Raw genomic sequence first — 22,785 nt, 5'->3', positions numbered from 1 at the left:
GTGATTTTACGCCATTTGTGAAGATCTTAGGTTAATCCAGCTTGTTATTACCGTGGGCAATAACAAGCTGCGTATCGCGAGTTTTACTGATATTTGGTGGCCAGCATGTCAAAGGCAGCGCGAATCCCCATGGCTTCGCCACCGATAGGGCGCCCTGGCAAGCTGCGGTTGTTCCAAGCCATAACATCAAAATGCACCCAAGGGGTGTCTTTTTTAACGAATGCCTCAAGGTACAGGGCCGCTGTAATCGCGCCGCCAAACGGGCTTGGTACGCTGTTGACCATGTCGGCAATGTCGCTTTTTAGCATGTCTTTATACGCTTGATGCAGGGGCAGTTGCCAAACAGGGTCTTGGCTTTTTTCGCTGGCGAGCATTAATGCATTGGCGGTGGCTTGATCATTGGTAAAAAACCCTGGTAATTCTGTGCCCAGTGCCACGCGGCACGCGCCGGTAAGCGTGGCGAAATCAATGATCAGTTCGGGGTTGTCATTATTCGCTTCACTTAATGCGTCGCACAGCACTAAACGGCCTTCGGCGTCTGTGTTGTCGATTTCGACGGTTAGGCCATGGCGAGTGGTTAATACATCGCCCGGACGAAAGGCATTGTCTGATACGGCGTTTTCAACGCTGGGCACTAATACACGCAGGTTGATCGGTAAATGGTGGCTCATGATTAAACGAGCAAGGCCCAATACGTGCGCGGCACCACCCATGTCTTTTTTCATGTTACGCATGGCAGCACCAGGCTTAAGATCAAGGCCGCCGCTGTCAAAGCAGACGCCTTTGCCCACTAGTGTCACTTTGGGGTGCTCAGTGTTGCCCCAGTGCATATCAAGCAAGCGTGGCGCATGACAACTGGCTCGTCCTACGGCATGAATCGTCGGGTAATTTTGGGTTAATAGCTCATCGCCAATAATTTCGCTAAATTGTGCGCCAAACTCGCATGCAAGGGATTCCATGGTCACGGACATATGCTGCGGCATCATGTCGCTGGCGGGTGTGTTGATCATGTCACGCACAAGGGTGGCCGCTGCAATAAACTTATCTGCTTGCTCGATGATGGCTTTATCGGCAATGGCTAATTTGGGTTGGCCTTGAGTGACGGCTTTATATTTATCAAAACGATAGCTGGTTAAGCCAAATGCAATGGCGGTATTTAATTGGTGCTCAGCGTCTGCTTTCAATAAAAATGTTTTGGCTGGTAGGACTTTGGCTAAATCTGCCGTTGCAAAGAAGTCCGACAGGTTCTCACTGACAAAAATAGCGGTTTCTAATGCGCCATCTTTACTAGGAATAAGCGCAAGGCCTTGCTCTTTATATTGGCTTTGCTCAAGCCAATTTTTTACGAAGCTACTTTGTTGCTCTAGCCATTGTGAATATTGATTTTTCTCAAAAAGGTGTAAAGGGATGCCAGTTGAATCATGAATAATAACGTTTTGCATAATGAATCCTTAGTACAGTGGCGTGAGTTTAGCATGGGGCTAGGTGTAACCTGCACTGCTTTAACTGAATCTTTTTTACAAGAGGCGTTTGAATCATTTCTAAAACACCTAATTGATTAAGCAATGCATCAACATTGTTTTTTTCATGCTCTTTTAGTGCGTTATATACGGTTTGCAGTCGTTGCCACATCCATAATACATAACTGAGGTTTAATCGTTTAGATTGAATGTTGTCAATGGTGAGAGTGGTGCTGCCAAAGGTGCGTGGTAGTCGAGTTTTATCTGGGTAGTATTGGCACCATTCAGTAAACCCGCGGATGCTTTCTTTGATTAAAGGCACATGGGTTTGACTCCAGATTTGCAGTATCGGAAGTAAGCTTAAGGGCAGTGTCGGTGTTTCCAGCCATTCGCCATTATGTAGGTTGATGGGGCCGTTGAGGGTGTTAATCCAGTTAATAATATGGGGGTACGATGTGATTAATTTGTCCGGAAATGGGTCCCGATATAGGTGCGCATAAATAGGGCCGTATAAAGAAAAATCGGCCAGGCTCGGGCGTGTACCAAATATAAATGTATGTTGAGCTAAATGTAGATTTAAAAAATTTAAAATACTGTGTGTATTGGTTTCAAGTGGTTGTTGCATGGCTTCATTGATACCGAGAATAGGAAGGTAGCCCGCCATTTTCGCACCCATTTTCTTTGCAACAAACGATTGCATAAATGTTGGAAATTTAGGCAGCGCGCTACGACCAAATTCGCCATAAATAAATGGGTTATTCTCCGGGTAGTGCCAACGGTAATGCAACGCTGATAGTGGTAGCCATTCATCCCCAAGTAGTTCTAGAATATAGGCGCATATTTTATGAAGGGGCTCATCAGGAATAACCGCTTTTGAAGAATACTTTTGTTCGTAATGGTCAATGATGACGCTGCTGTCTTGCAGTACGGTATTATCGTCATACACCACGGGCATGATAATTTGGCCCACGTCTTTTTTGATTTTGTAATTTAATTGCCAAGCACTTACCACTTTGTAATCGGGGTCAAGTTGCTTGTAAGAAAGGTAGCTGCGTACCTTGGCGGTGAAGGGGCTGACATCCCAGCCATATACTTGAATTTTAGACATGCTGTGTTCTTATTCTGCGACCCAGACTCTAACGTTAGCAGGGTGTGAACACTCATGGCAAATTTGTGCGACTTATATAAAAAGAAAGTGGCCAGAAGCCACTTTCGATTTTGCCTGATTAATCAGGGATAACGTCTTCAGCTTGAGGGCCTTTAGCGCCATCAGTCACAGTCATGGTAACCTGTTGGCCTTCAGCTAGGCTTTTACGCCCTGATGCATTGATTGCACTGTAGTGAACAAAAACATCTTTGCCACCTTCTTTGCTCAATGAAACCAAAACCTTTTTCGTCGTTGAACCATTTAACGGTTCCGTTAACACGTGACATTTTTTCTACTCTCTTTCAGGCCAATTGTATTGGCAGTTTAACTACGACCTACGCGGTAAGCGTGTGGTCGTATCGGTAAGATTTATCTGGAGTATTCCATTTGATAAATCAGTGCTTATCTTAGACCCAATTGTTTTTAAATAAAACAAAAAATATGCGAAAAAACCATTTTTTTCCCATGAATATTGTGAGGTTTTAAAATGTCATATTAAGATTTAAATAATCGAATAAATTTTCATTAAAAGTTATATGTTGGTCATAAAATTGCAACGTAAATAAAGTAACAATCAATTACATATTTCGTCGATACTCACCACCTGCTACATACAGTGCATGACTGATTTGCCCAAGTGAGGCATGTTTGACTGCCTCAATTAAACTGGCAAATGTATTGCCTCTTTCTACTGCACAAGCTTGTAATGATTGCAGAGCCTGTTCTGCATTACTTTGGTGTTGTTGATGAAACTGCTCGATGTTATTGATTTGTTGGTGTTTTTCATCATCACTCGAACGAGCTAACTCTAAATTACCACTGATATCTTGGCTGTCATTTCCCAAAAATGTGTTTACTCCAATAATAGGTAGGCTGCCGTCGTGTTTTTTATGTTCGTAGTACATAGATTCATCTTGAATTTTGCTGCGTTGATACATGGTGTCCATAGCGCCCAATACACCACCACGATCACTTAATCGATCGAACTCTTGATAAACCGCTTCTTCTACTTGGTCGGTTAGTTGTTCAACAAAAAATGAGCCCTGCAATGGGTTTTCACACATATTCATGCCTAGCTCTCTGTTAATAATGAGCTGAATGGCCACTGCTCGGCGTACGCTGTCTTCTGTTGGTGTAGTGATGGCTTCATCAAAGGCATTGGTGTGTAAGCTATTGCAGTTATCAAATAGGGCGTACATGGCTTGCAAGGTCGTACGGATATCATTGAACTGAATTTCTTGGGCATGGAGTGAGCGCCCAGATGTTTGAATGTGGTATTTTAATTTTTGCGAGCGCTCGTTACCTTGATAGCGATGCTTGATGGCTTTTGCCCAAATTCGGCGCGCAACACGTCCGATGACGGCGTACTCTGGGTCCATGCCATTGCTAAAAAAGAAACTTAAGTTAGGGGCAAAGTCATTAATGTTCATACCTCGGCTTAAGTAATACTCGGCAATGGTGAAGCCGTTTGCGAGAGTAAACGCTAATTGGCTAATGGGGTTCGCACCTGCTTCAGCAATGTGATAACCACTAATCGAGACGCTGTAAAAATTTTTCACATCGTGATCAATAAAATATTGCTGGATATCGCCCATCATATGCATGGCAAACTCAGTCGAAAATATGCAGGTGTTTTGCGCTTGGTCTTCTTTTAAAATATCAGCTTGAACGGTACCGCGTATGGTTTTCAATGTTTGCTGTTTAATATTTTCATAAGTGTGTTTGTCGACTAATAATTCACCGTTAATTCCTAATAAGGCTAAGCCAAGCCCGTTGTTATTGTCGGGCAGTTCGCCTGCATAAGAGGGCTTGGGGTGATCTTTGAAGTATTCATTAATCGTGATTTGCGCCTGTGGCCAACGTTGATTTTTTTTTAAATATTTTTCAACTTGTTGGTCGATGGCCGCGTTTACAAAGAACGCAAGAATAATTGGCGCTGGGCCATTGATTGTCATTGAAACAGAGGTGGTGGGTGAGCATAGGTCAAAACCGCTGTAGAGTTTTTTCATGTCATCGACGCTAGCAATGCTGACGCCAGAATTACCCACCTTGCCGAAAATATCTGGCCTTACCGCTGGGTTTTCGCCATATAGCGTTACACTATCAAATGCGGTAGATAGCCGTGCGGCATCTTGGCCTTTGCTTAAATAATGAAAACGTCGATTTGTACGTTCCGGCGTGCCTTCACCTGCAAACATGCGAATGGGGTCTTCGCCTTGGCGTCGATAGGGGAATACACCCGAGGTATAAGGGTAGAAGCCGGGTAAATTTTCTTTGCCTAAAAACAGCACCCAACTTCCCCAGTTATTGTCGAGTGGTGCTGCAACTTTACAGATATCTAAGTGGCTAAGACTTTTTTGGTAGTTATCGCCCTTGATGACTTTATCCCGCACTTGATACTCATAGTGCTCGACGGTGACTGCGTTGCGTTGGTGTGGCCATTGCTTCAATATGTTTAGTAATGAAGGCTCAATATTGCAGAGATGGCTTTGGTAGCGCTGTCGCAATAAGGAGTGTGGGCTGTCTTCTTGTAATGCGGTTTGCGTGTAATGTTCAAGTGGTTCTGGCAATGCTGAATCGTTTAATTCTTTCAGTGCTTCATAGCAGTGCTGTGCTTTTGTGGCGCTTATACTGTGTTGCTCAATGAGTGATGCTTGTTGGCGACCACTATCTGATATTTCAGATAAGTAGCGGCTGCGATGACTTGGAATAATCGCGGTGCCTTTTGGTTCTATGGCGTTAAAACGTGATGTGTAATTGGTCTTTTGTGCAAAATCAGGGTTATTTTTTTGCAGTAAATGAACGAGTGAATCGAAAAACCAATTAACACCGGGGTCGTTAAATTGGCTGGCAATACATGGATAGACAGGTACTTGATCATCTGCAAGTGCAAACTCATTATGATTACGACGCCATTGTTTTTTTACATCTCGCAATGCGTCAGAGCTGCCACCTTTTTCAAATTTATTGATGACAATGCAGTCGGCAAAATCCAACATGTCAATTTTTTCTAATTGGCTTGCTGCGCCAAATTCACTGGTCATGACATAACTTGATATATCCACATAATCGACAATCTCGCTGTCGCTTTGGCCAATGCCTGCTGTCTCAACAATAACAAGATCAATATCCGAGCTTTTTAAAAATCCAATGGCATCAGCCAGCATGCTATTGGTTGCCGCGTGCTGCCTGCGAGTGGCCATTGAACGCATAAATATGTTGGCATGACCTAGGCTGTTCATGCGAATGCGATCCCCTAATAATGCACCGCCGGTACGTCTGCGAGTGGGGTCAACGGCCAATACTGCAATTTTTATGTGAGGTAAAAACTGACAAAAACGATTGAGTAGCTCATCGGTTAAACTGGATTTACCGGCACCGCCAGTGCCGGTAATACCAAGTACTGGGGCTTGTGGCAGCTGATGCCATTGTTGACGTAGGCTATTTAATGTTTCAGTTGTTAGGGTGTTGTCTTCTAAGGCGCTCAGCATTCTGGCGATATGATGTGTAGGGGCTTGTTGAGTATCTGGCAGTATGTGCTGACGGCGTTTTTCTGCGCGTATGACGACGTCATCAATCATACCGAGTAACCCCATTTTCATGCCGTCATTAGGGTGGTAAATACGTTCTACGCCGTAATCATGTAATTGCTTGATTTCTTCTGGGGTGATGGTGCCACCGCCCCCGCCAAATACAGCAATGTGTTCGGCGCCTGCGTGTTTTAAACGGTCGATTAGGTATTGGAAATATTCAATGTGACCACCTTGGTAAGAGCTTAAACAAATGGCGTCGGCATCTTCTTGTAGGGCGGCGTTCACAACATCTTGAACACTGCGATTATGGCCAAGGTGGATAACCTCAACACCTTTGTCTTGTATTAAGCGGCGCATGATATTAATGGCGGCATCATGACCGTCAAAGAGACTGGCTGCGGTGACAAAACGCAATGGCTGTGTGCTCATACTTCACCTCAAATAACACTAAATGATTCGTTAGTGTTGATTGTTTTTATTCTTATGGTGAATTCAGTCTAGCCCTAACGGTGAGTGGACAATAGGGCCAATTTGGCCCTAGTGTTAAATAGATTTAAACGGTCAGTTTATTTGGAAGAAAAGGTCATAAGCGCAACACATAAAAATTAAATGCTTAAGACGAGCAGCTAATTTCTAAGGTCTTGCCCCAATCTGGTGGCAGCTTGGCATAGTCGTCGTTTTCAGGTTGCTCATCAAAGGGGTTTTGCAAAATGCTAAACAGTTTTTGCACTTCACTGTAATCACCGCTTTGTGCTGCGCGGATAGCATTTTGAGCAAGATAATTACGTAGAATATATTTTGGGTTAACTTGATTCATTCGCGCTTTTCTTTTGTTGTCATGCTCACTATTAAGGGGTTGTTTGTTGTCAGATAAGCTTTTTTTATAGGCCGTAAACCATTCGTCAAAGGCGGTAATATTTAAGCACATATCACGTAAATGTGTGTATGTGTCTTGGTTGTCAATTGAAGACAACTGGCGAAAAAAATAACTAAAGTCTAATTGACAGCTTGCCATCATTTTAGATGTTTGTTCGATGATGTCTTGATGCAATTTTGCATCACCCATTAAGCCCAATTTGAGTGTCATTTTTTCTAAGTAGGCGTGCTCGAATATACTTGGGTAGGTATCAAGTATCGCGACTAATTGTTCTTTATTGGCCAGAGGCAAAAGCGCTTGGGCTAATACGGCAAGATTCCAATTGGCAATATTAGGTTGTTGGTTAAAAGCATAGCGTCCTTGGTGGTCGCTGTGGTTACAAATGAAGGTTGGGTCGTAATCATCCAAAAAGGCAAACGGCCCAAGATCAAATGTGTCGCCAATAATCGACATGTTATCGGTATTCATTACACCGTGGGCAAACCCTATGCTTTGCCAATGGGCCATTAAGTTGGCAGTGCGGGTTAATACAGCTTGAAAAAAATCCGCATAAATATTGTCATGTTCTTGGTTAAGCAACTCACTGAAATGATGCTGAATAACATGATCACACAGGGTTTTAAGCAAATCAGGTTGTTGTGTGAATGAGCAAAACTCGAAATGCCCAAACCGAATATGACTCTCGCTTACCCGTAAAACGGTGGCTCCGGTTTCGGCGCGCTCTCGATAAACAGGCGTATCGGTATCCACAACACACAGTGCACGACTGGTGGGCACATTCAGTGCGGCCAATGCTTCTGAGCATAAAAATTCACGAATGCTTGAGCGCAACACCGCACGGCCGTCACCTTGGCGAGAGTAGGGGGTGAGTCCTGCACCTTTTAAATGTAAGTCCCAAATTTTGCCATCATTCTCAACTTGGCTAAGTAATACACCTCGACCATCACCAAGGTCAGGATTGTAATAGCCAAACTGGTGTCCCGTGTATTTCATGGCAACAGGCTGCCAATTACTTAATAGGCTTTGGCCTGAGAGTATTTTTAGTGTGGTTTCGTCATGCAGCGATTGTTCATTAAGGCCAAACAATTGCGCACAGGCAGGGCTAGACGCCACAAGCCTCGGGTTTGATAATGGTTGCGGTGTGACCGGACTGTAGAGGGTGTCAGGCAGTGTTTGAAATGCCTGTACATAGTTGAGTTCTAACCAGTTATTCATAATGATCTCGCGACGACAGAATCACAGTATACCTGTGATTAAGATGCCGTGCTTTGCTTGTGACCACTGTACAGAACTAAAAAAATCCCGCCAAGTATACCGCTGCTTGCCAGTATAAATGTCAGGGTAATGGCTTCATGATTCCAAATTATGCCGCCAATGGCGGCCAGTATCGGCACGCTCAACTGCATAACGCCTGCACTCAAGGACGTAAACGAGGGCAGAACTCGATACCATAGCCAGTAACCCAAACCGGATGTGATCGCCCCAGACGCTATGGCTAATAAAGTACCTTGGTTTGTGATGTTGATTGCGTCATGCAACCAATAAAGTGGTATTAGAAATACACAAAAAAATACACTATAAAAAAAGTTTTGCGCGGTATCTTTTTGTGGGTTCTGGCTGGTTTTACCGGCAATGGTGTAATAACCCCAAGCAATACCCGCAATGGCCATGAGTAAAACACCGGATACATCTGGGCGTTGAGCACCTGGGATCATCCATGCAGCAAAGCTGCCCAGGGCCAGTAGCAGTCCCGCTAGTTCAAGTTTGGTGCTTCGACGCCCTTGTATGTATTGCACAGTCAGCATGGTTAATTGCACGCTGACAAATAAAATTAATGCACCAGCAGCGGTGCCAAGCATTAAATACGCAATTGAAAAGCAAGCGGCATATACAAATAAGTAAGCCGCTTGTTTGATGCGAAGTTTGCTGGGTTTTTCAATAGGGGCATGTTTGCGATTCATGACAAACACCAGTGCCACTAAAATACAAGCGCCACTGATTAAGCGGATAATAGTAAAACTGTTTGCATCGATTAAACCATCGTTTAGCGCAAGACGACACAATACACTGTTGCCTGCAAAGGCTAACAGTGCGAGCACCGTTTGCATAGCTAACGAAAGAGGCGACATGTTTAATCGTCTTTTTTTATGTTGTTAAGCAAGTCTTTGAGCTCTTTTGCTTTTGCAGGATCACCCATAGCTGCTTTTAATTTTTCTCTTGCGGCGTTTGTATGATCGTATTCTTTTTTACAGCACGCTTCGTATTCTTTACCGCTGCCACAAGGGCAAAGCTCATCATCTTGAGTCATATCGTTCTCTTTGTTTTAAATAAAAAGCATTAGCTTGGGTACAGAGGCTGTAGTGGCGACGATGTGTTGTCTTTGTTCGGCTTAATGTTACGAATAAGTTGCCACAAGTACTCGCCTTGCCATGCACTGCTACCATGAGGTGAGTACAGTGTGTAGTCCAATTCTTGCAATGCTTGTTTTAGTTCTTTGTTGTTATTAATGGTAGCGATTTGCTCTAACGTTACGGTTTGTGTAAAGCCTTGTGTTTGCGCCCATTCGATAATGGCTTGACGAGCGGCGGTTGCATCATTAGTACGGCAAGCTTGTTTGATGTGTTTTAATTGCGCTGACGATGATGATTGTTTGTTGTGTTCTTGGTTGTTTTCATCAGGCTTAGCTTGGTGCTTTTTCCAAAGAAAATAACTGGTAATCAGCCATAACAACATAAAAATCAAACTTAATACTGGCCACAGTTTTTCGCTATTGCTTTGCTGAGTTGTGGCGATTAAGCCATCACTGCTTTCGCTTGCATCATTGCTCTGTGCGTTGCTTTGAATATTTTCGATACTGCTTTGTGCGTTATTGTTGTTTGGTTGTGTCGAGACAGCGGCACCGGATACGGTTAATGTTTGTGCTGGCATAACCGCGTACTCAATACGACCCGCTTTAATATCAAACCAAGGAATACGAATTTCAGGTAGGCGTACATCACCGTTACGGGTGACAACGATAGCAATATTTTGGCTTATAATGCCGGTGATGCCGTTGTCATCATTGATGTCTTGGTTTTGAGGCTGCTCTGGATAGTATTTAAGTTGCGGTACATCACTCAGTGTTAGTTTAGGTAATTGTGCGGCACCTAAACCTTGTGCTTTTAACGTCAGTGCGAGCGTAATGGGCTCACCTTGTTTTAGATTCTTGGTATTGCCTAGCCATTTATAATTTATGCTGACATTTTTTGCGGGTAGCCATGTGGATTGCTGCGGGTAGTTGGCAGGTTGTGGCAATACTTGAATGCGAATAGGCGGATGGCTAATGGAAATAGGGCGGCCGGGGCGCCAGCGACCATTGCTTATCTCACCGGTATAACGTGGTCCTGGGATAATTAAATCACCACTGGTTTGTGCAAAAATCACATAGCGGCGTTCGTATACATCAAAACTGCGACCATTTAGTTGAGTGCGATACTGCTTGGTTTCGCCTAGTGGTTGCACGACGGCATCTTCAACTTCAACTTCGTTCAACTGGCTGTTATCCAGTGGCACTGCAAAGTATAATTTTTCGCTGTAGACAATTTGCCCTTGCACATAACTGGTTTTGATGTCGGTTTCGGTGTGAAAAAACACGTCTTTTTGTTGGTTCTGTAGGCTTGGGTCGAGTTTGCTGACCATAATTTGAATCGGTTTAGTGCGTTCGCCCTTGAATTCAATTGACGGTAACACTAAGTTGCCTTTGCGTTTAGGTGACAGTGCAACGGTCCAAACGGTCCACGATTCACTGCGACCATTTATATATTGAAAGCTATTTTTACGCTTTTGGTTAATAACGGTGAATTGTTGCTCTAGTGGTGAAAGGTCTGGGTCACCGGACAACACATTACTGTTATAGCGTAATGTGAGCATGAGTGACTCACCTTCACCAATATTGGCCCGATCGACACTGGCGTCAAATGCGACAGCGAAGGATTGGCTGGCTAATAAGCTTAATATTAAAATACAAAATAAGTGTTTTACCACGGTTTACGCTCCCCATTTTGTTCGGTGTTGCCTTGGCGCTGTTGATATTGATATAAGAATTTATTACGCAATAAACCACCCGGATCATCGGGTATGCGTTGTATCCATTGTTTCATGGCTTGTTCTTGTTCTAAATCTTCTTGGCTTTTAGGTTGCATCTGCATATTAGCCGGATCACCTTCTTGTTCTTCGTTTTGTGATGACTCGTCGCTTTGTTGTTGCGCCATTTGCTGTTTCATTTCTTCCATTTCTTCTTGGCGCTGCTTTTCGGCTTCGGTTTGTGCTTGCTCGAGAGGGTTGTCACTGTTTTTTTCATCGTCGGACTGATTGCCTTGTGCGCTTTGATCGCTCGACTCTTGACCATCTTTTGACTCGCTCGACTGAGAGTCACTTTTTTGAGAATCGGACTGTTGCGAATCACTTTGTTGAGATTGCTCTTGATCCGATTGCTCGCCTGACTCTTGGTTTTGATCGGAAGGGTTTTCCTGTGAGTCGGAACCGTCTTGGTTTTGCTGTTCGTTATTTTCTTGATTTTGTTTTAGCTGCTCTAATATTTTTTTATTGGCTAATGCGTCTTCAAGATCAGGTTGTTGCTTTAATGCTGCATCATAGGCCGCAATGGCTTTGTCTATTTTTTGTAATTGCGCGAGTGCATTGCCTTGGTTGTAAAGACTTTGAGGGTCATCAAACTGTTGCCAAATATCCAATGCGCCTTGGTAGTCACCGGCTTTATATAAACTGCTGGCTTTCCATTTTGGGTTGTTAAAATGTTCGGCGGCCTTGGCTGGGTCTTGCTCAAAGTATTTCTTCCCTTGTTGGTCACCGTTCAATAACACATCCGGTAAGTCCACTTGGGCAAAACTGTCGTTCGGCTGTATTAAAATGAACAGTGCGAGGCTCAACACAACGCCTTTTCTAAATGCACCTAAACATAATAAAAGCAGTGGTAATAATAACCAGTAACCGCTGTCTAACCATTGATCAAACTCCATGTTTTCATCGTCATCCTTTTTAAAGCTATTGGCTGAAGAGAGACTGCCAAGCAGTGCGCTAATGTCACGGTCATTGTTGGTTAGACGTTCTATTTTTGCCGATGTGGCACGCGCCAGTGCTTGTAGGTTATCCCATTCCAATGGCGGCATAATGACTTGGCCTTTGCTGTCTTTAAAGAAACGCCCATCCGGTTGCACCATAGGCGCACCTTGCTCGGTGCCCACCGCTAAAATGGCAAGGCGGATATCCGCTTGATTAAATAAATCAGCGGCACCTTGTATGTCTCGACTTTCAACGCCGTCGGTGACCAATAAAAAGGTGCGAGGGGAGCTGCCTGCTTGCTCGAATAAATTGACGGCCTCTTGTGCCAGAGCCATTAAATTACTGCCCTGACTTGGCATGATGTAAGGGTCAAGTGGCGGTAATAATGATTTAACTGTGTTGCTGTCTTGGGTAAGTGGGCTAACCACATGAGCATCACCAGCATAAGCAATTAAACCAATGTTCTGCCCACGTTGCGCTTGTAGTACATCCATTATTTTATATTTTGCACGTTGCACACGAGAGGGTGCAATGTCTTGCGATGTCATGGAAAGGGATAGGTCCAAGCCAATAACAAGCCCTTGTTCAGAGCGGTACACTTCTGAACTTTGTTTTTGCCAGCTTGGGCCGCTCAGTGCCAATATTGCCAATAATGCGCCTAACCACAAAGCGCTCTGCGTTAGTCGCTGACTGCTTTTTTGTTGGGTGTTAAATAGCACATGTTGTTGCAATTTAGGTGAAATAACCGACTGCCAATTACCCGCACGTAATGGTTTTATTTGCTTAAAGAAAAACAATAGCGCCAAGGGTAAGATTAATAGAACCCACTCGGGGCGTAATAAATGAAAATCAGACATGAGTGCTCGCCTTATTATCAGAGAGACGTGCGGCTAATGTATGAAACCATGCTTGTTGCTGCGCATAAATTAACAATGTCAAAAGCAGTGCCAAGGCAAGAGGGTAATGAAAGAGGGATTTCTCCGGCCGAATCATTTGTTGCTGCACTTCAATTTCTTCGAGGTCATCAAGTAAGGCGTAGATTTTATCAAGCTCTTCTAGGTTACGTGCGCGAAAGTATTGCCCACCAGTGCTTTTTGCGATTTCAATTAAGGTGGGTTCATCTAAATCACGACTTGGATTAACCCGTCGTGGGCCAAAAAAACCTTGTTTGATTAACTCGTCAGCGCCGATGCCGACGGTATAAATTTTCACGCCTGCCTGTGCGGCAAGCTTGGCGGCTTGCAGGGGCTCGATCTCACCGGCGGTATTTTGCCCGTCGGTTAATAAGATTAATACGCGATTTGATTCAGGTAACGATTGTAAACGCTTTACCCCTAAACCAATAGCATCGCCGATGGCGGTTTGTTTGCCTGCTAACCCTAATTGAGCTTCATTTAAAAGTTGCTCAAGGGTGGTTAGATCAAACGTCAGAGGTGTTTGAATATAGGCTTTAGAGCCAAACAAAATAAGCCCTAAGCGATCGCCTTTGCGTTGTTCGATAAAATCAGTGAGCACGACTTTTACGGCTTGTAAGCGGTTAATGAGTCGACCGTTTACCGCCATATCTTCTTCGGCCATGCTGCCTGAAATATCAACAGCCAGCATCATATTACGGTCGGTTTCGGTAATGGCTTGTGGCTCGCCTACAAAAATAGGGCGGGCGCTGGCCAATACTAAACAGATCCATGCGGCGGCTACTAATAAGTAGGTTAGTAAGGGCGTTTTTTGTGTGCCCAGTTTTTTTTGCTCGGCGAGCATCATTAAGCTTGGTGCAAAGACTTGGCTATGGCTTTGCTGATGTGGCGGTACACAATAATAAACCAAAAGAGGCAGTGGCAGGGCGAGTAGCAACCAAGGCCAGTGTAGACTCAGCATTTTACTTTCCTTATCCAACGTTTAATGGCGTCGCGTAACGTGTTGGGGTCCATTTGAATGTTGGGTTCATCGAGTATGTAAGCAAAAGGGCGAAGATCCGGTAAAAAAATGGGTTGCTTGACGTGTGAGTCTAAAAAGCTCAGCCATGATTCGCCACTTAAATTAGCGCACTTGTTATCGACCTTTTGTATGCAAATTTGCTTAAGCAGTTTATTGCTGTCGCGGTAGGCTTGTTGTGGTGTTTGCCAATCGAATGTCTGCAATTGTTGTAATGCTTGTTTACGCCATGCTTGGCGTTTCTTATACCAAAGCCCTAAAACAATCAGTGCAACGATACAAACTAATAACAGCCACCAAGGCCATGCCGGTGGCCAATAAGACACCGCCTGCGGTAAGTGAATATCGTTTAGTTGATCTAATGGGTTCATCTTGCACCTCGTTGCTCGAGTGCAATTTTTAGTGCCATGTAAGGAATCTCTGAAGCATCCACTTGATGATGATTAATGGCCAGCTGTTTAAATGTTTGTTCAATACCCTGCTGGAAGACATCAACCGCTTCTTTGTAGGCACTTTGTGACTGCTTGCTTTGCGTATCTAGAAACCCTTCGTTTAGGCCATCCGTGACGCCATACATTCCTGGCGGCGGCATTTTTCGCTCTAATGCATCGTACACTTGCAATGCCACCACATGATTGTGGCGCTTTAAGTTAAACAGGGCGGCTTTGTCGTCTGGGCTTAAGTCAAAAAAATCACTAATAAGATAAATAGAGGTGCCGGGTTTTACCCCTTTGTGTAATTTTTTCAAACACTCACTTAAACTATTCTGCACTTGTTTATGCTGCTTTAAGCGATGATTAAAATCATTTATTGAGCGTAAAATTTGCAGTACGTGCTGAGCTCTTTGTTTAGGGCGAAAGTCTTTTTCGTCATCGTCACCTAAAATGAATGCGCCCACGCGATCACCGTGATCAAGTGCAGCCCACGCAATAATAGAGGCACATTGTGCGGCTACTACTGACTTAAAGCTGCGCTGCGAGCCAAACGCCATTGGTGTACGTTGATCGCACATGATCACAACAGGGCGTTCACGTTCTTCTTTGTAAACTCGAGTGTGGGGTGTTTGGGTGCGGGCAGTCACACGCCAGTCAATGGTGCGAATATCATCGCCGGGTAAATATTGGCGCAGTTGATCAAGATCTAACCCTCGACCTTTTTGTTTACTGGCGTGACCGCCTGCTAACATGCCATGAATTTGTGGCAGGCTCGCTAGGCGTAAACGTTTTGCCAGCATACGCAATTGGGTTAATTGATGCTCATCGGTAAACGCACTGCCCGGGAAAAACCCTTCGAGGTAGTCTAAGTCGCTATTAGCTAGGTTTGTCATGGCGATTCCGTTATGGCACTGCCACGCGCATGATTAATTCGTTGATCACTTTATCTGTGTTCATGCCAGTGGCTTCAGCATCGAAACTAATGATCAAACGGTGGCGCAATACGTTATGCAATACGGCTTGAACATCATCAGGGCTAACGAAGTCTTTACCGGCTAGCCAAGCATGGGCGCGAGCGCAGCGATCAAGTGCAATGGTGGCACGAGGGCTGGCGCCAAACTCAATCCAACTGGCCATGTCATCACCGTAAGCTAGTGGTTGACGAGTGGCCATTATTAATTGCACGATGTACTCCTCAACACGTTCACTTAAGTGCATAGAGAGCACTTCTTGGCGAGCTGAAAAAATATTTGCCGAGCTTAATTTTTCAGAAGGTAAAGGGGTCGCATTTTCTTGTGCTTCGCCTCTGGCCAGACGCAAAATTTTGGTTTCAGATTCAGCGCTTGGATAATTAATACGCACCAGCATTAAGAAGCGATCAAGCTGTGCTTCGGGTAGAGGATAGGTGCCTTCTTGTTCGATTGGGTTTTGCGTGGCCATAACCAGAAACAGTTTATCTAAGTCATAGGTTGTACCGGCCACACTTACTTGTCGCTCAGCCATGGCTTCTAATAACGCTGATTGTACTTTGGCAGGTGCCCGGTTTATTTCGTCAGCTAATACTAAATTATTAAATAGTGGGCCTTTTTGAAAGGTAAATTCGCCAGTTTGAGCACGATAGATTTCACTACCTGTAATGTCGGCTGGCAGTAAGTCCGGCGTGAACTGAATACGCTGATAGTTACCTTCGATGCAGTCAGCGAGGGTTTTGATGGCTTTGGTCTTAGCTAGACCTGGTGCGCCTTCAACCAGTAAGTGACCATCGGCTAAAAGGGCGATTAAGAGGGCATTTACTAAGTCCGGTTGCCCAATTATGTGTTCTTGTAAGCTGGTTTGTAACGCTGTGATGTGCTCACGATTTGTCATATGACCATTTCCAAGTTTTTGTTTTTGCAAGCATTTTAGAAAATTTTCCTTGCGGGTCAAGGATAAGATGACATCTTATTAAAAGAGTTCCAATGTGTTCAAAAAATTGCTTTGCATCATGTGTGCGCGTTTTTGGATGATTAAACTATCATTTATTTATAGATAAATCCCCATAGGATCTAAGATGAACAACTTGTTGAATAAGGACGTCCACCCTCAAGTCGGTCTTTTAATCGAAAGACTCATGGCTGAGGTGCCAAAAAGCCATGCTGAGGCCATCAAGCAGTTTACCAAAACCTACTATGCTGCGACCCCAGCGCAAGAGCTGGAAAATCGCAAAATTGATGATTTATATGGGGCCACTTTAGCGTGTTGGAACTTCATGCAGAAGTGCGCAGGTGACAGCAAAATTCGAGTGTTTAATCCTGATTTCGAAGAACATGGTTGGCAGTCAACACATACGATTGTCGAGGTGCTGCATAAAGATGTTCCATTCTTAGTTGACTCTATTCGCATGGAATTGAATCGCCGTGAGATGTCGATTCACTTTATTAACCATGCCGTCATGCACGTAGACCGGAGTGAAAAAGGCGAGCTAGACCTAAAATCCCCTCTTGATCATACCGAAAATCCAAGAGAGGCCATTGTTTATGTGGAGGTTGACCGCCATACCGACGAGAAAGTACTGAAAGACCTTGGGGCGTCTTTAAGAGAAATTTTGGACGAAACTCGTTTGGTGGTCGATGATTTTGCAGAAACCAAAGGTAAGTGCCAAGAGGCGCTAGAATGGATAAAAAATAGCAAAGGCCCATTTAATAAAAAGGACATAAGCGAATCAGTGGCGTTTATGGAGTGGTTGGCAAACGACCATTTTACCTTTTTAGGTTGTGAAGATATCTCGATAGAGAAGCAAGGCGACAAAACAGTGGCCATTCGCGATAAAAGTAGCGTGACAGGGTTGTTCAAAAAAGAGGTGCATGGCCCTAATAAAGTCATTGTTGATGACTTATCAGAAAGCATGAAGGCATTAATATTGGCACCGCAATTAATTGCGTTAACTAAGTCGGGTCGCCGTTCTCGTATTCATCGTCCAGCCTATCCTGATTACATCACAATTAAACAAGTCGATGAGCAAGGTCAAGTGACAGGTGGTCGTCGATTCTTGGGCATGTTCACCTCGAATGTGTATACCGAAAGCTCATTTAATATTCCCATTGTGCGCAATAAAACCAAACAAGTTATTAAACGCTCTGGTTTGAATTCGGGTAGTCATCACAGTAAAGAATTACAGCATATTTTAGAGGTGTACCCGCGTGATGAGTTGTTTCATACAGATATTGATCACCTAGCGCGATCAGCCATTGGCATTTTAAATATCCAAGAGCGCCGTCGGACCCATATTTTTGTTCGACAAGATCAGCTGAATAAATTTTTATCGTGTTTAATTTATGTACCACGTGATTTATACAACACTGAACTGCGTCATAAAATGCAGAATATTTTGATCGAAGCGTTTAACCCAGTTGATATTGAATTCACAACGTATTTTTCTGAGTCTATTTTAGCGCGTACGCTATTTACACTTAAATTGAACCCGTCAGAAAAAATTGAATTTGATGAGAGGCGCATTGAAAAAGATATTCAAGCGGTTGCACGCTCTTGGCAGGACGACTTAATGTCCTCTTTAATTGAAGGTGTGGGTGAAGAAAAGGGGAATCAATACTTCCAACAGTATCGTCATAGTTTTGGTTCAAGCTATCGCGAAGAATTTTTACCACGTACCGCGGTCGTTGATATACAGCACATAATGACCATGGCATCCAGTGACGATATTTCTATGAGTCTCTATCGTAATGTAGCGGATACTGGCGGCAATTTTAAATTTAAATTATTTAATGCAGACAAATTATTACCACTTTCTGATGTGATTCCTATCTTAGAAAATTTAGGGTTGCGAGTCATCGGCGAGCACCCATATGGTATACACAGGAGTGATGGTAAACAATTTTGGATGCATGATTTTAGTCTTGTATATACCTTCAGCGATAATATTGACTTGCATGAAAGCAAAGAAAATTTTCAAGATGCGTACCGAGCTATTTGGTTTGGTAAAGCCGAAAACGACAGTTTTAATCGCTTGTTGCTTGGTGCCAAGTTAGGTTGGCGAGAAGTGGCGTTATTACGTGCCTATGCGCGTTACATGAAACAAATACGCTTTGGTATTTCTGAGTCGTTTATTGCAGATACACTATGTAAGTATCCGGAAATAACTTCATTTGTTGTTAATTATTTTTTCACTCGATTCAAATTAACCAACGCAAATATCGAGGCTCGCAATAAACAGTTAGAAGCATTAGATGCCAAATTTACTGAAATGCTGGATCAAGTTGAAAGCCTCAATGAAGATCGTATTTTTAGACGCTATATTGAATTGTTAAGTGCCACTTTACGTACTAACTTTTTCCAACAAGACAAAGATGGTGAGTTAAAACGCTACTTATCATTTAAGTTTAGCCCACGTGAAATTAGTGATATACCGCTACCAAAACCCTTGTATGAGATTTTTGTCTACAGCCCTCGCGTTGAAGGTGTGCACTTACGTGGCGGTAAAGTGGCCCGTGGTGGTTTACGTTGGTCAGATCGTTTTGAAGATTTTCGCACCGAAGTGCTGGGTCTTGTAAAAGCACAGCAAGTTAAAAACTCTGTGATTGTGCCTGTGGGTGCTAAAGGTGGTTTTATTGCTAAACAACCGCCAGAAGGGGATCGTGATGCGTTTTTAGCTGAAGGCATTGAATGCTATAAAACCTTTATTTCAGGTCTGCTGGATGTAACGGATAACCTACTTGAAGGTAAAGTGATTCCACCTGAACAAGTCTTTCGATTTGATGATGACGATCCATACTTGGTTGTGGCTGCTGATAAAGGGACCGCAACTTTTAGTGATATTTCTAACGGTATCGCGCAAGAGCGTGGCTTTTGGTTAGGGGATGCATTTGCCAGTGGCGGCAGTGTTGGCTATGACCCATAAAAAAATGGGCATTACCGCCAAAGGCGCTTGGGTTTCTGTACAGCGCCATTTTCGTGAATTGGGCTTAAATGTTCAAAAGGAATCTATTTCTGTTATTGGTATTGGCGATATGGCCGGTGATGTATTTGGTAACGGTATGTTGCGCAGTGAATACCTTAAATTGGTAGCGGCTTTTAATCACTTGCATATTTTTATTGATCCCAATCCAGAGGATGTAAAAGCGACATTTAAAGAGCGTGAGCGCCTATTTAATTTACCACGCAGTTCGTGGAGTGATTACGAAAGAAAACTGATTTCAAAAGGGGGCGGTATTTTTAATCGTTCTGCAAAATCTATTGAAATCTCAGCTGAGATGAAAAGTTGTTTCGGTATTAAAGTTGACAGGTTGTCGCCTAACGATTTAATTCATGCGTTGTTACAAGCGCCCGTGGATTTAATTTGGAATGGCGGCATTGGTACTTACGTGAAATCAAGTGCCGAATCCCATGCTGCTGCTGGTGACAAGGCCAACGATAGCTTGCGTATCAATGGTAAACAATTACAGGCAAAAGTGATTGGTGAAGGGGGCAACTTAGGTATTACACAGCGTGCCCGTATCGAATACGCTTTAAAAGGCAAAGGCGCCTCATTTACAGATTTTATTGATAATGCCGCTGGGGTTGATTGCTCAGACCATGAGGTAAATATCAAAATTCTGTTGAATGCATTGGTACTGGCTGGGGATTTAACCACAAAACAGCGCAATGAATTCTTAGAAAGCATGACTGAGCAAGTATCTGATTTGGTATTGATTAATAATTATCGTCAAACCCAAGCCATTGCACTTGCTTATCGTGAAGCTAAAACGCGTATGGATGAATATAAGCGCTTAATGAACGATTTAGAACGCCAAAAGAAACTGAATCGTGATTTAGAATTCTTACCAAGTGATGACGATCTTGAAGAGCGTAAAAATCAGAAGAAAGGTTTAACGCGCCCAGAGCTGTCTGTATTGATCAGTTATACAAAAGGGGATTTAAAAGAACTGCTCAATACACAAGAAATTTCACAAGATGAGTATTTAGCAAAAGCCCTTGAAGACGCCTTCCCGGAAATGCTAACAAAGCGTTTTCCTGAAGCGGTATATGATCACCAGTTGCGCAGTGGAATTGTCGCCACACAATTGGCCAATGAAATGGTTAATCGCATGGGGATTACTTATGTGAACCGCATGCGTGATAGTACCGGAGCCGACATAAATGCCATTGTGAAAGCGTATGTTGCTGCACGAGATGTGTTTCGCATGAATGAACTGTGGCAGCGAATAGAAGCATTGGATTATACCGTCAGCTCTGATATTCAAGAATTTATGATGGCGGCCTTGATGCGATTAATTCGAAGAGCGTCTCGTTGGTTTTTACGAAATCGTCGTCGCGAATTATGCATTGCGGATGAAGTAACTCGCTTTAGGGATCGGGCCGCCAATATTAGTTCGCGTCTGTCAGATCTTTTAGCCGGTGAAGGCAAGCAAGCTTGGCAGAATTTCTATGATAAATTAATTGAAGGTGGCGTGCCTGAAGAGCTAGCGGCAACGGTTGCCGGTGCGAATAATATGTTCTCAGCCTTGAGTATTATTGAAGGCGCTGAACAAACCAATCGTAATATCGAAGACGTGGCAGCAACGTATTACCAAGTCGGTTGTAACTTAGATCTTGAATGGTTCTTAGAGCAACTTAATAAAGTATCGGTTCAAAGCCACTGGCAGGCACTTGCTCGTGAAACGTACCGCGATGATCTTGATTGGCAGCAGCGAACCTTAACGGCCAGTATCATTAATACCTTGCCAGAAGGGGACATTGAAACCCGTATGTCCACTTGGCTTGAGCAAAGTGAGCCAATGATTGGGCGGTGGCGTAAGACAGTGGCAGAGCTTAGGGAGAGTGATATTAATGACTTTGCCGTGTTCTCGGTTGCATTGCGTGAACTGCTTGATCTTGCTCAGGCCAGCCGCTTAGCCTCTGAGGGTAATGCCTGATCTCCGTTGTTAACACACACCTAACCAAGTCTAGAGACTTGGTTAGGTGTGTGTTAAAACAAGCTATTACAAAATAACAAAGCGTAATTTTTAGATGGACATCATTGATGTTGATATTCATTTGACGCCGGATGAAGTGCAGCGCGCTTATGAAGGGGTTGATCAGGTATTTGCCAAGGCGCTTGATGGTCGCAGTATTCGTTTTCCAGTGAAAATTCTTTGGCAATTCATTGGTCACAGCGGAATTCATGGTCGATTTCGCATTCAGTACACCAAGGATAAGCAGTTTGAGTCAGTTACTCGGTTGCTTTAGTTAATAAATAGCCCCTTTTTTGTGAATCCATAAGCAAATAGGCATGGCTTTCTATATAATATGCCGCAAATTTCTTGAGGGTTTGCCTGTGTACAAACTGCTGCGTAATTGTCTGTTCAAATTCAATGCTGAAACGTCCCATGAGTTAACATTGGATTTGCTAGGTGCTGCGAAGCGCTTAGGATTATTGGGCCTATTTGCACCTAAAGTGCCGAATCAGCCAGTAGAAGTATTGGGTTTGACCTTTGCAAACCCGGTTGGCCTTGCAGCAGGTCTTGATAAAAATGGCGATTACATTGATGCACTCGGTGGTTTGGGCTTTGGTTTTATCGAAATTGGCACCATTACACCCCGCCCTCAACCGGGTAATCCGCAACCTAGATTGTTTCGTTTACCTGAACACCAAGCGATCATTAACCGCATGGGCTTTAATAATAAAGGGGTTGACCACCTTGTTGAACAAGTCAAAAAGGCAAAATACAACGGTATTTTGGGCATTAACATCGGTAAAAACTTTGATACCTCAGTTGAAGACGCCAATAGCGACTACCTTATCTGCTTAGAAAAAACTTACGAATACGCGGATTACATCACCGTTAATATCTCAAGCCCCAATACCCCAGGGCTGCGCTCTTTACAGTTTGGCGAGTCACTCACCTCACTGCTGTCAGTACTTAAAGAAGCTCAACTGAAACTTGAGAAACAGCATGAAAAATACACGCCAATCTTGGTGAAAATCGCACCAGATATGAGCGAAGAAGAAACACAGCTGGTGGCTAAGACTCTAATCGAGACTCAAATGGATGGCGTTATTGCCACCAATACCACGCTTGAGCGCAATGCAGTGCAAGGCCATAAGTTTGCCAGCGAAGCGGGTGGTCTAAGTGGCTTACCCGTACAAGAAGGCTCATTACAGGTACTTAAATGGTTAAGTGCTGCCTTAGATGGCAAAATGCCGATTATTGGTGTGGGCGGTATTGTTGATGGTGCGTCTGCGGCCGATAAGATGAAAGCGGGTGCCGATTTAGTGCAAATTTATTCGGGCTTTATTTACGAAGGGCCAAAGCTTATTGCCCAAGCCAACGATGCAATTGCAGCCATAAAGAGCCGCTAGTTTAATAAA

Annotated in this window: 16 protein-coding genes and 1 pseudogene; 4 read left to right on the top strand and 13 right to left on the bottom strand. The window is 43.7% G+C overall.

From position 1 onward, the window contains the following. Window positions 1-83: 83 nt before the first annotated feature. The 13 genes and pseudogenes from ACU6U9_RS19245 to ACU6U9_RS19185 all read right to left on the bottom strand — a co-directional run bounded on the left by ACU6U9_RS19245 (window position 84) and on the right by ACU6U9_RS19185 (window position 16,307). Window positions 84-1,442, bottom strand: coding sequence for a leucyl aminopeptidase family protein (locus ACU6U9_RS19245; protein WP_446736602.1), 1,359 nt, complete (start codon window positions 1,440-1,442; stop codon window positions 84-86). 28 nt (window positions 1,443-1,470) lie between these two features. Continuing rightward, a complete protein-coding gene (locus tag ACU6U9_RS19240) occupies window positions 1,471-2,568 on the bottom strand; it encodes a glutathione S-transferase family protein (protein WP_446736601.1) in 1,098 nt (365 codons plus the stop codon). A gap of 118 nt (window positions 2,569-2,686) precedes the next feature. After that, window positions 2,687-2,894 (bottom strand): annotated as a pseudogene (locus ACU6U9_RS19235) (cold-shock protein). A 291-nt stretch (window positions 2,895-3,185) separates the two neighbouring features. After that, complete coding sequence (locus ACU6U9_RS19230) at window positions 3,186-6,569, bottom strand: methylmalonyl-CoA mutase family protein (protein ID WP_446736600.1); 3,384 nt, start codon at window positions 6,567-6,569, stop codon at window positions 3,186-3,188. A 184-nt stretch (window positions 6,570-6,753) separates the two neighbouring features. Continuing rightward, a complete protein-coding gene (locus ACU6U9_RS19225) occupies window positions 6,754-8,232 on the bottom strand; it encodes a protein adenylyltransferase SelO (RefSeq protein ID WP_446736599.1) in 1,479 nt (492 codons plus the stop codon). 38 nt (window positions 8,233-8,270) lie between these two features. Next, window positions 8,271-9,146: a DMT family transporter gene (locus ACU6U9_RS19220; RefSeq protein WP_446736598.1), complete on the bottom strand. Its 876-nt coding sequence runs from the start codon at window positions 9,144-9,146 to the stop codon at window positions 8,271-8,273. Window positions 9,147-9,148: 2 nt separating this feature from the next. Further along, a complete protein-coding gene (locus ACU6U9_RS19215) occupies window positions 9,149-9,325 on the bottom strand; it encodes an SEC-C metal-binding domain-containing protein (protein ID WP_446736597.1) in 177 nt (58 codons plus the stop codon). A 29-nt stretch (window positions 9,326-9,354) separates the two neighbouring features. Continuing rightward, on the bottom strand, window positions 9,355-11,040 hold the full coding sequence (locus ACU6U9_RS19210; protein WP_446736596.1) for a BatD family protein: 1,686 nt from the start codon (window positions 11,038-11,040) through the stop codon (window positions 9,355-9,357). Beyond that, on the bottom strand, window positions 11,034-12,932 hold the full coding sequence (locus tag ACU6U9_RS19205) for a VWA domain-containing protein (protein ID WP_446736595.1): 1,899 nt from the start codon (window positions 12,930-12,932) through the stop codon (window positions 11,034-11,036). The genes ACU6U9_RS19210 and ACU6U9_RS19205 overlap by 7 nt, the downstream gene beginning before the upstream one ends. Beyond that, a complete protein-coding gene (locus tag ACU6U9_RS19200; RefSeq protein WP_446736594.1) occupies window positions 12,925-13,950 on the bottom strand; it encodes a vWA domain-containing protein in 1,026 nt (341 codons plus the stop codon). Before ACU6U9_RS19200 ends, ACU6U9_RS19205 begins: the two co-directional genes overlap by 8 nt. After that, window positions 13,944-14,378 carry a DUF4381 domain-containing protein gene (locus ACU6U9_RS19195; protein WP_446736593.1) on the bottom strand — a complete coding sequence of 145 codons (435 nt, stop codon included), beginning with the start codon at window positions 14,376-14,378 and terminating at the stop codon, window positions 13,944-13,946. The genes ACU6U9_RS19200 and ACU6U9_RS19195 overlap by 7 nt, the downstream gene beginning before the upstream one ends. After that, complete coding sequence (locus tag ACU6U9_RS19190) at window positions 14,375-15,334, bottom strand: DUF58 domain-containing protein (protein WP_446736592.1); 960 nt, start codon at window positions 15,332-15,334, stop codon at window positions 14,375-14,377. The genes ACU6U9_RS19195 and ACU6U9_RS19190 overlap by 4 nt, the downstream gene beginning before the upstream one ends. A gap of 10 nt (window positions 15,335-15,344) precedes the next feature. After that, window positions 15,345-16,307, bottom strand: a complete 963-nt coding sequence (locus ACU6U9_RS19185) for an AAA family ATPase (protein WP_446736591.1) — start codon at window positions 16,305-16,307, stop codon at window positions 15,345-15,347. 184 nt (window positions 16,308-16,491) lie between these two features. On the opposite strand from ACU6U9_RS19185, the gene ACU6U9_RS19180 reads away from it, so the two are divergent. The 4 genes from ACU6U9_RS19180 to ACU6U9_RS19165 all read left to right on the top strand — a co-directional run bounded on the left by ACU6U9_RS19180 (window position 16,492) and on the right by ACU6U9_RS19165 (window position 22,776). Then, window positions 16,492-19,335: an NAD-glutamate dehydrogenase domain-containing protein gene (locus ACU6U9_RS19180; protein WP_446736590.1), complete on the top strand. Its 2,844-nt coding sequence runs from the start codon at window positions 16,492-16,494 to the stop codon at window positions 19,333-19,335. Beyond that, complete coding sequence (locus ACU6U9_RS19175) at window positions 19,307-21,349, top strand: NAD-glutamate dehydrogenase domain-containing protein (RefSeq protein ID WP_446737201.1); 2,043 nt, start codon at window positions 19,307-19,309, stop codon at window positions 21,347-21,349. Before ACU6U9_RS19180 ends, ACU6U9_RS19175 begins: the two co-directional genes overlap by 29 nt. Window positions 21,350-21,443: 94 nt before the next feature. Further along, the gene (locus ACU6U9_RS19170) at window positions 21,444-21,662 is read left to right on the top strand and encodes a DUF2835 family protein (protein ID WP_446736589.1); all 219 of its coding nucleotides are present in this window, start codon (window positions 21,444-21,446) and stop codon (window positions 21,660-21,662) included. A gap of 88 nt (window positions 21,663-21,750) precedes the next feature. Beyond that, complete coding sequence (locus tag ACU6U9_RS19165) at window positions 21,751-22,776, top strand: quinone-dependent dihydroorotate dehydrogenase (RefSeq protein WP_446737200.1); 1,026 nt, start codon at window positions 21,751-21,753, stop codon at window positions 22,774-22,776. The last annotated feature ends 9 nt before the right edge of the window (window positions 22,777-22,785 follow it).

Source organism: Pseudomonas sp. HK3, from assembly GCF_052920985.1.
Note: the sequence above shows the minus strand (reverse complement) of the source record. Positions and strands in the feature narration are given on the sequence as shown.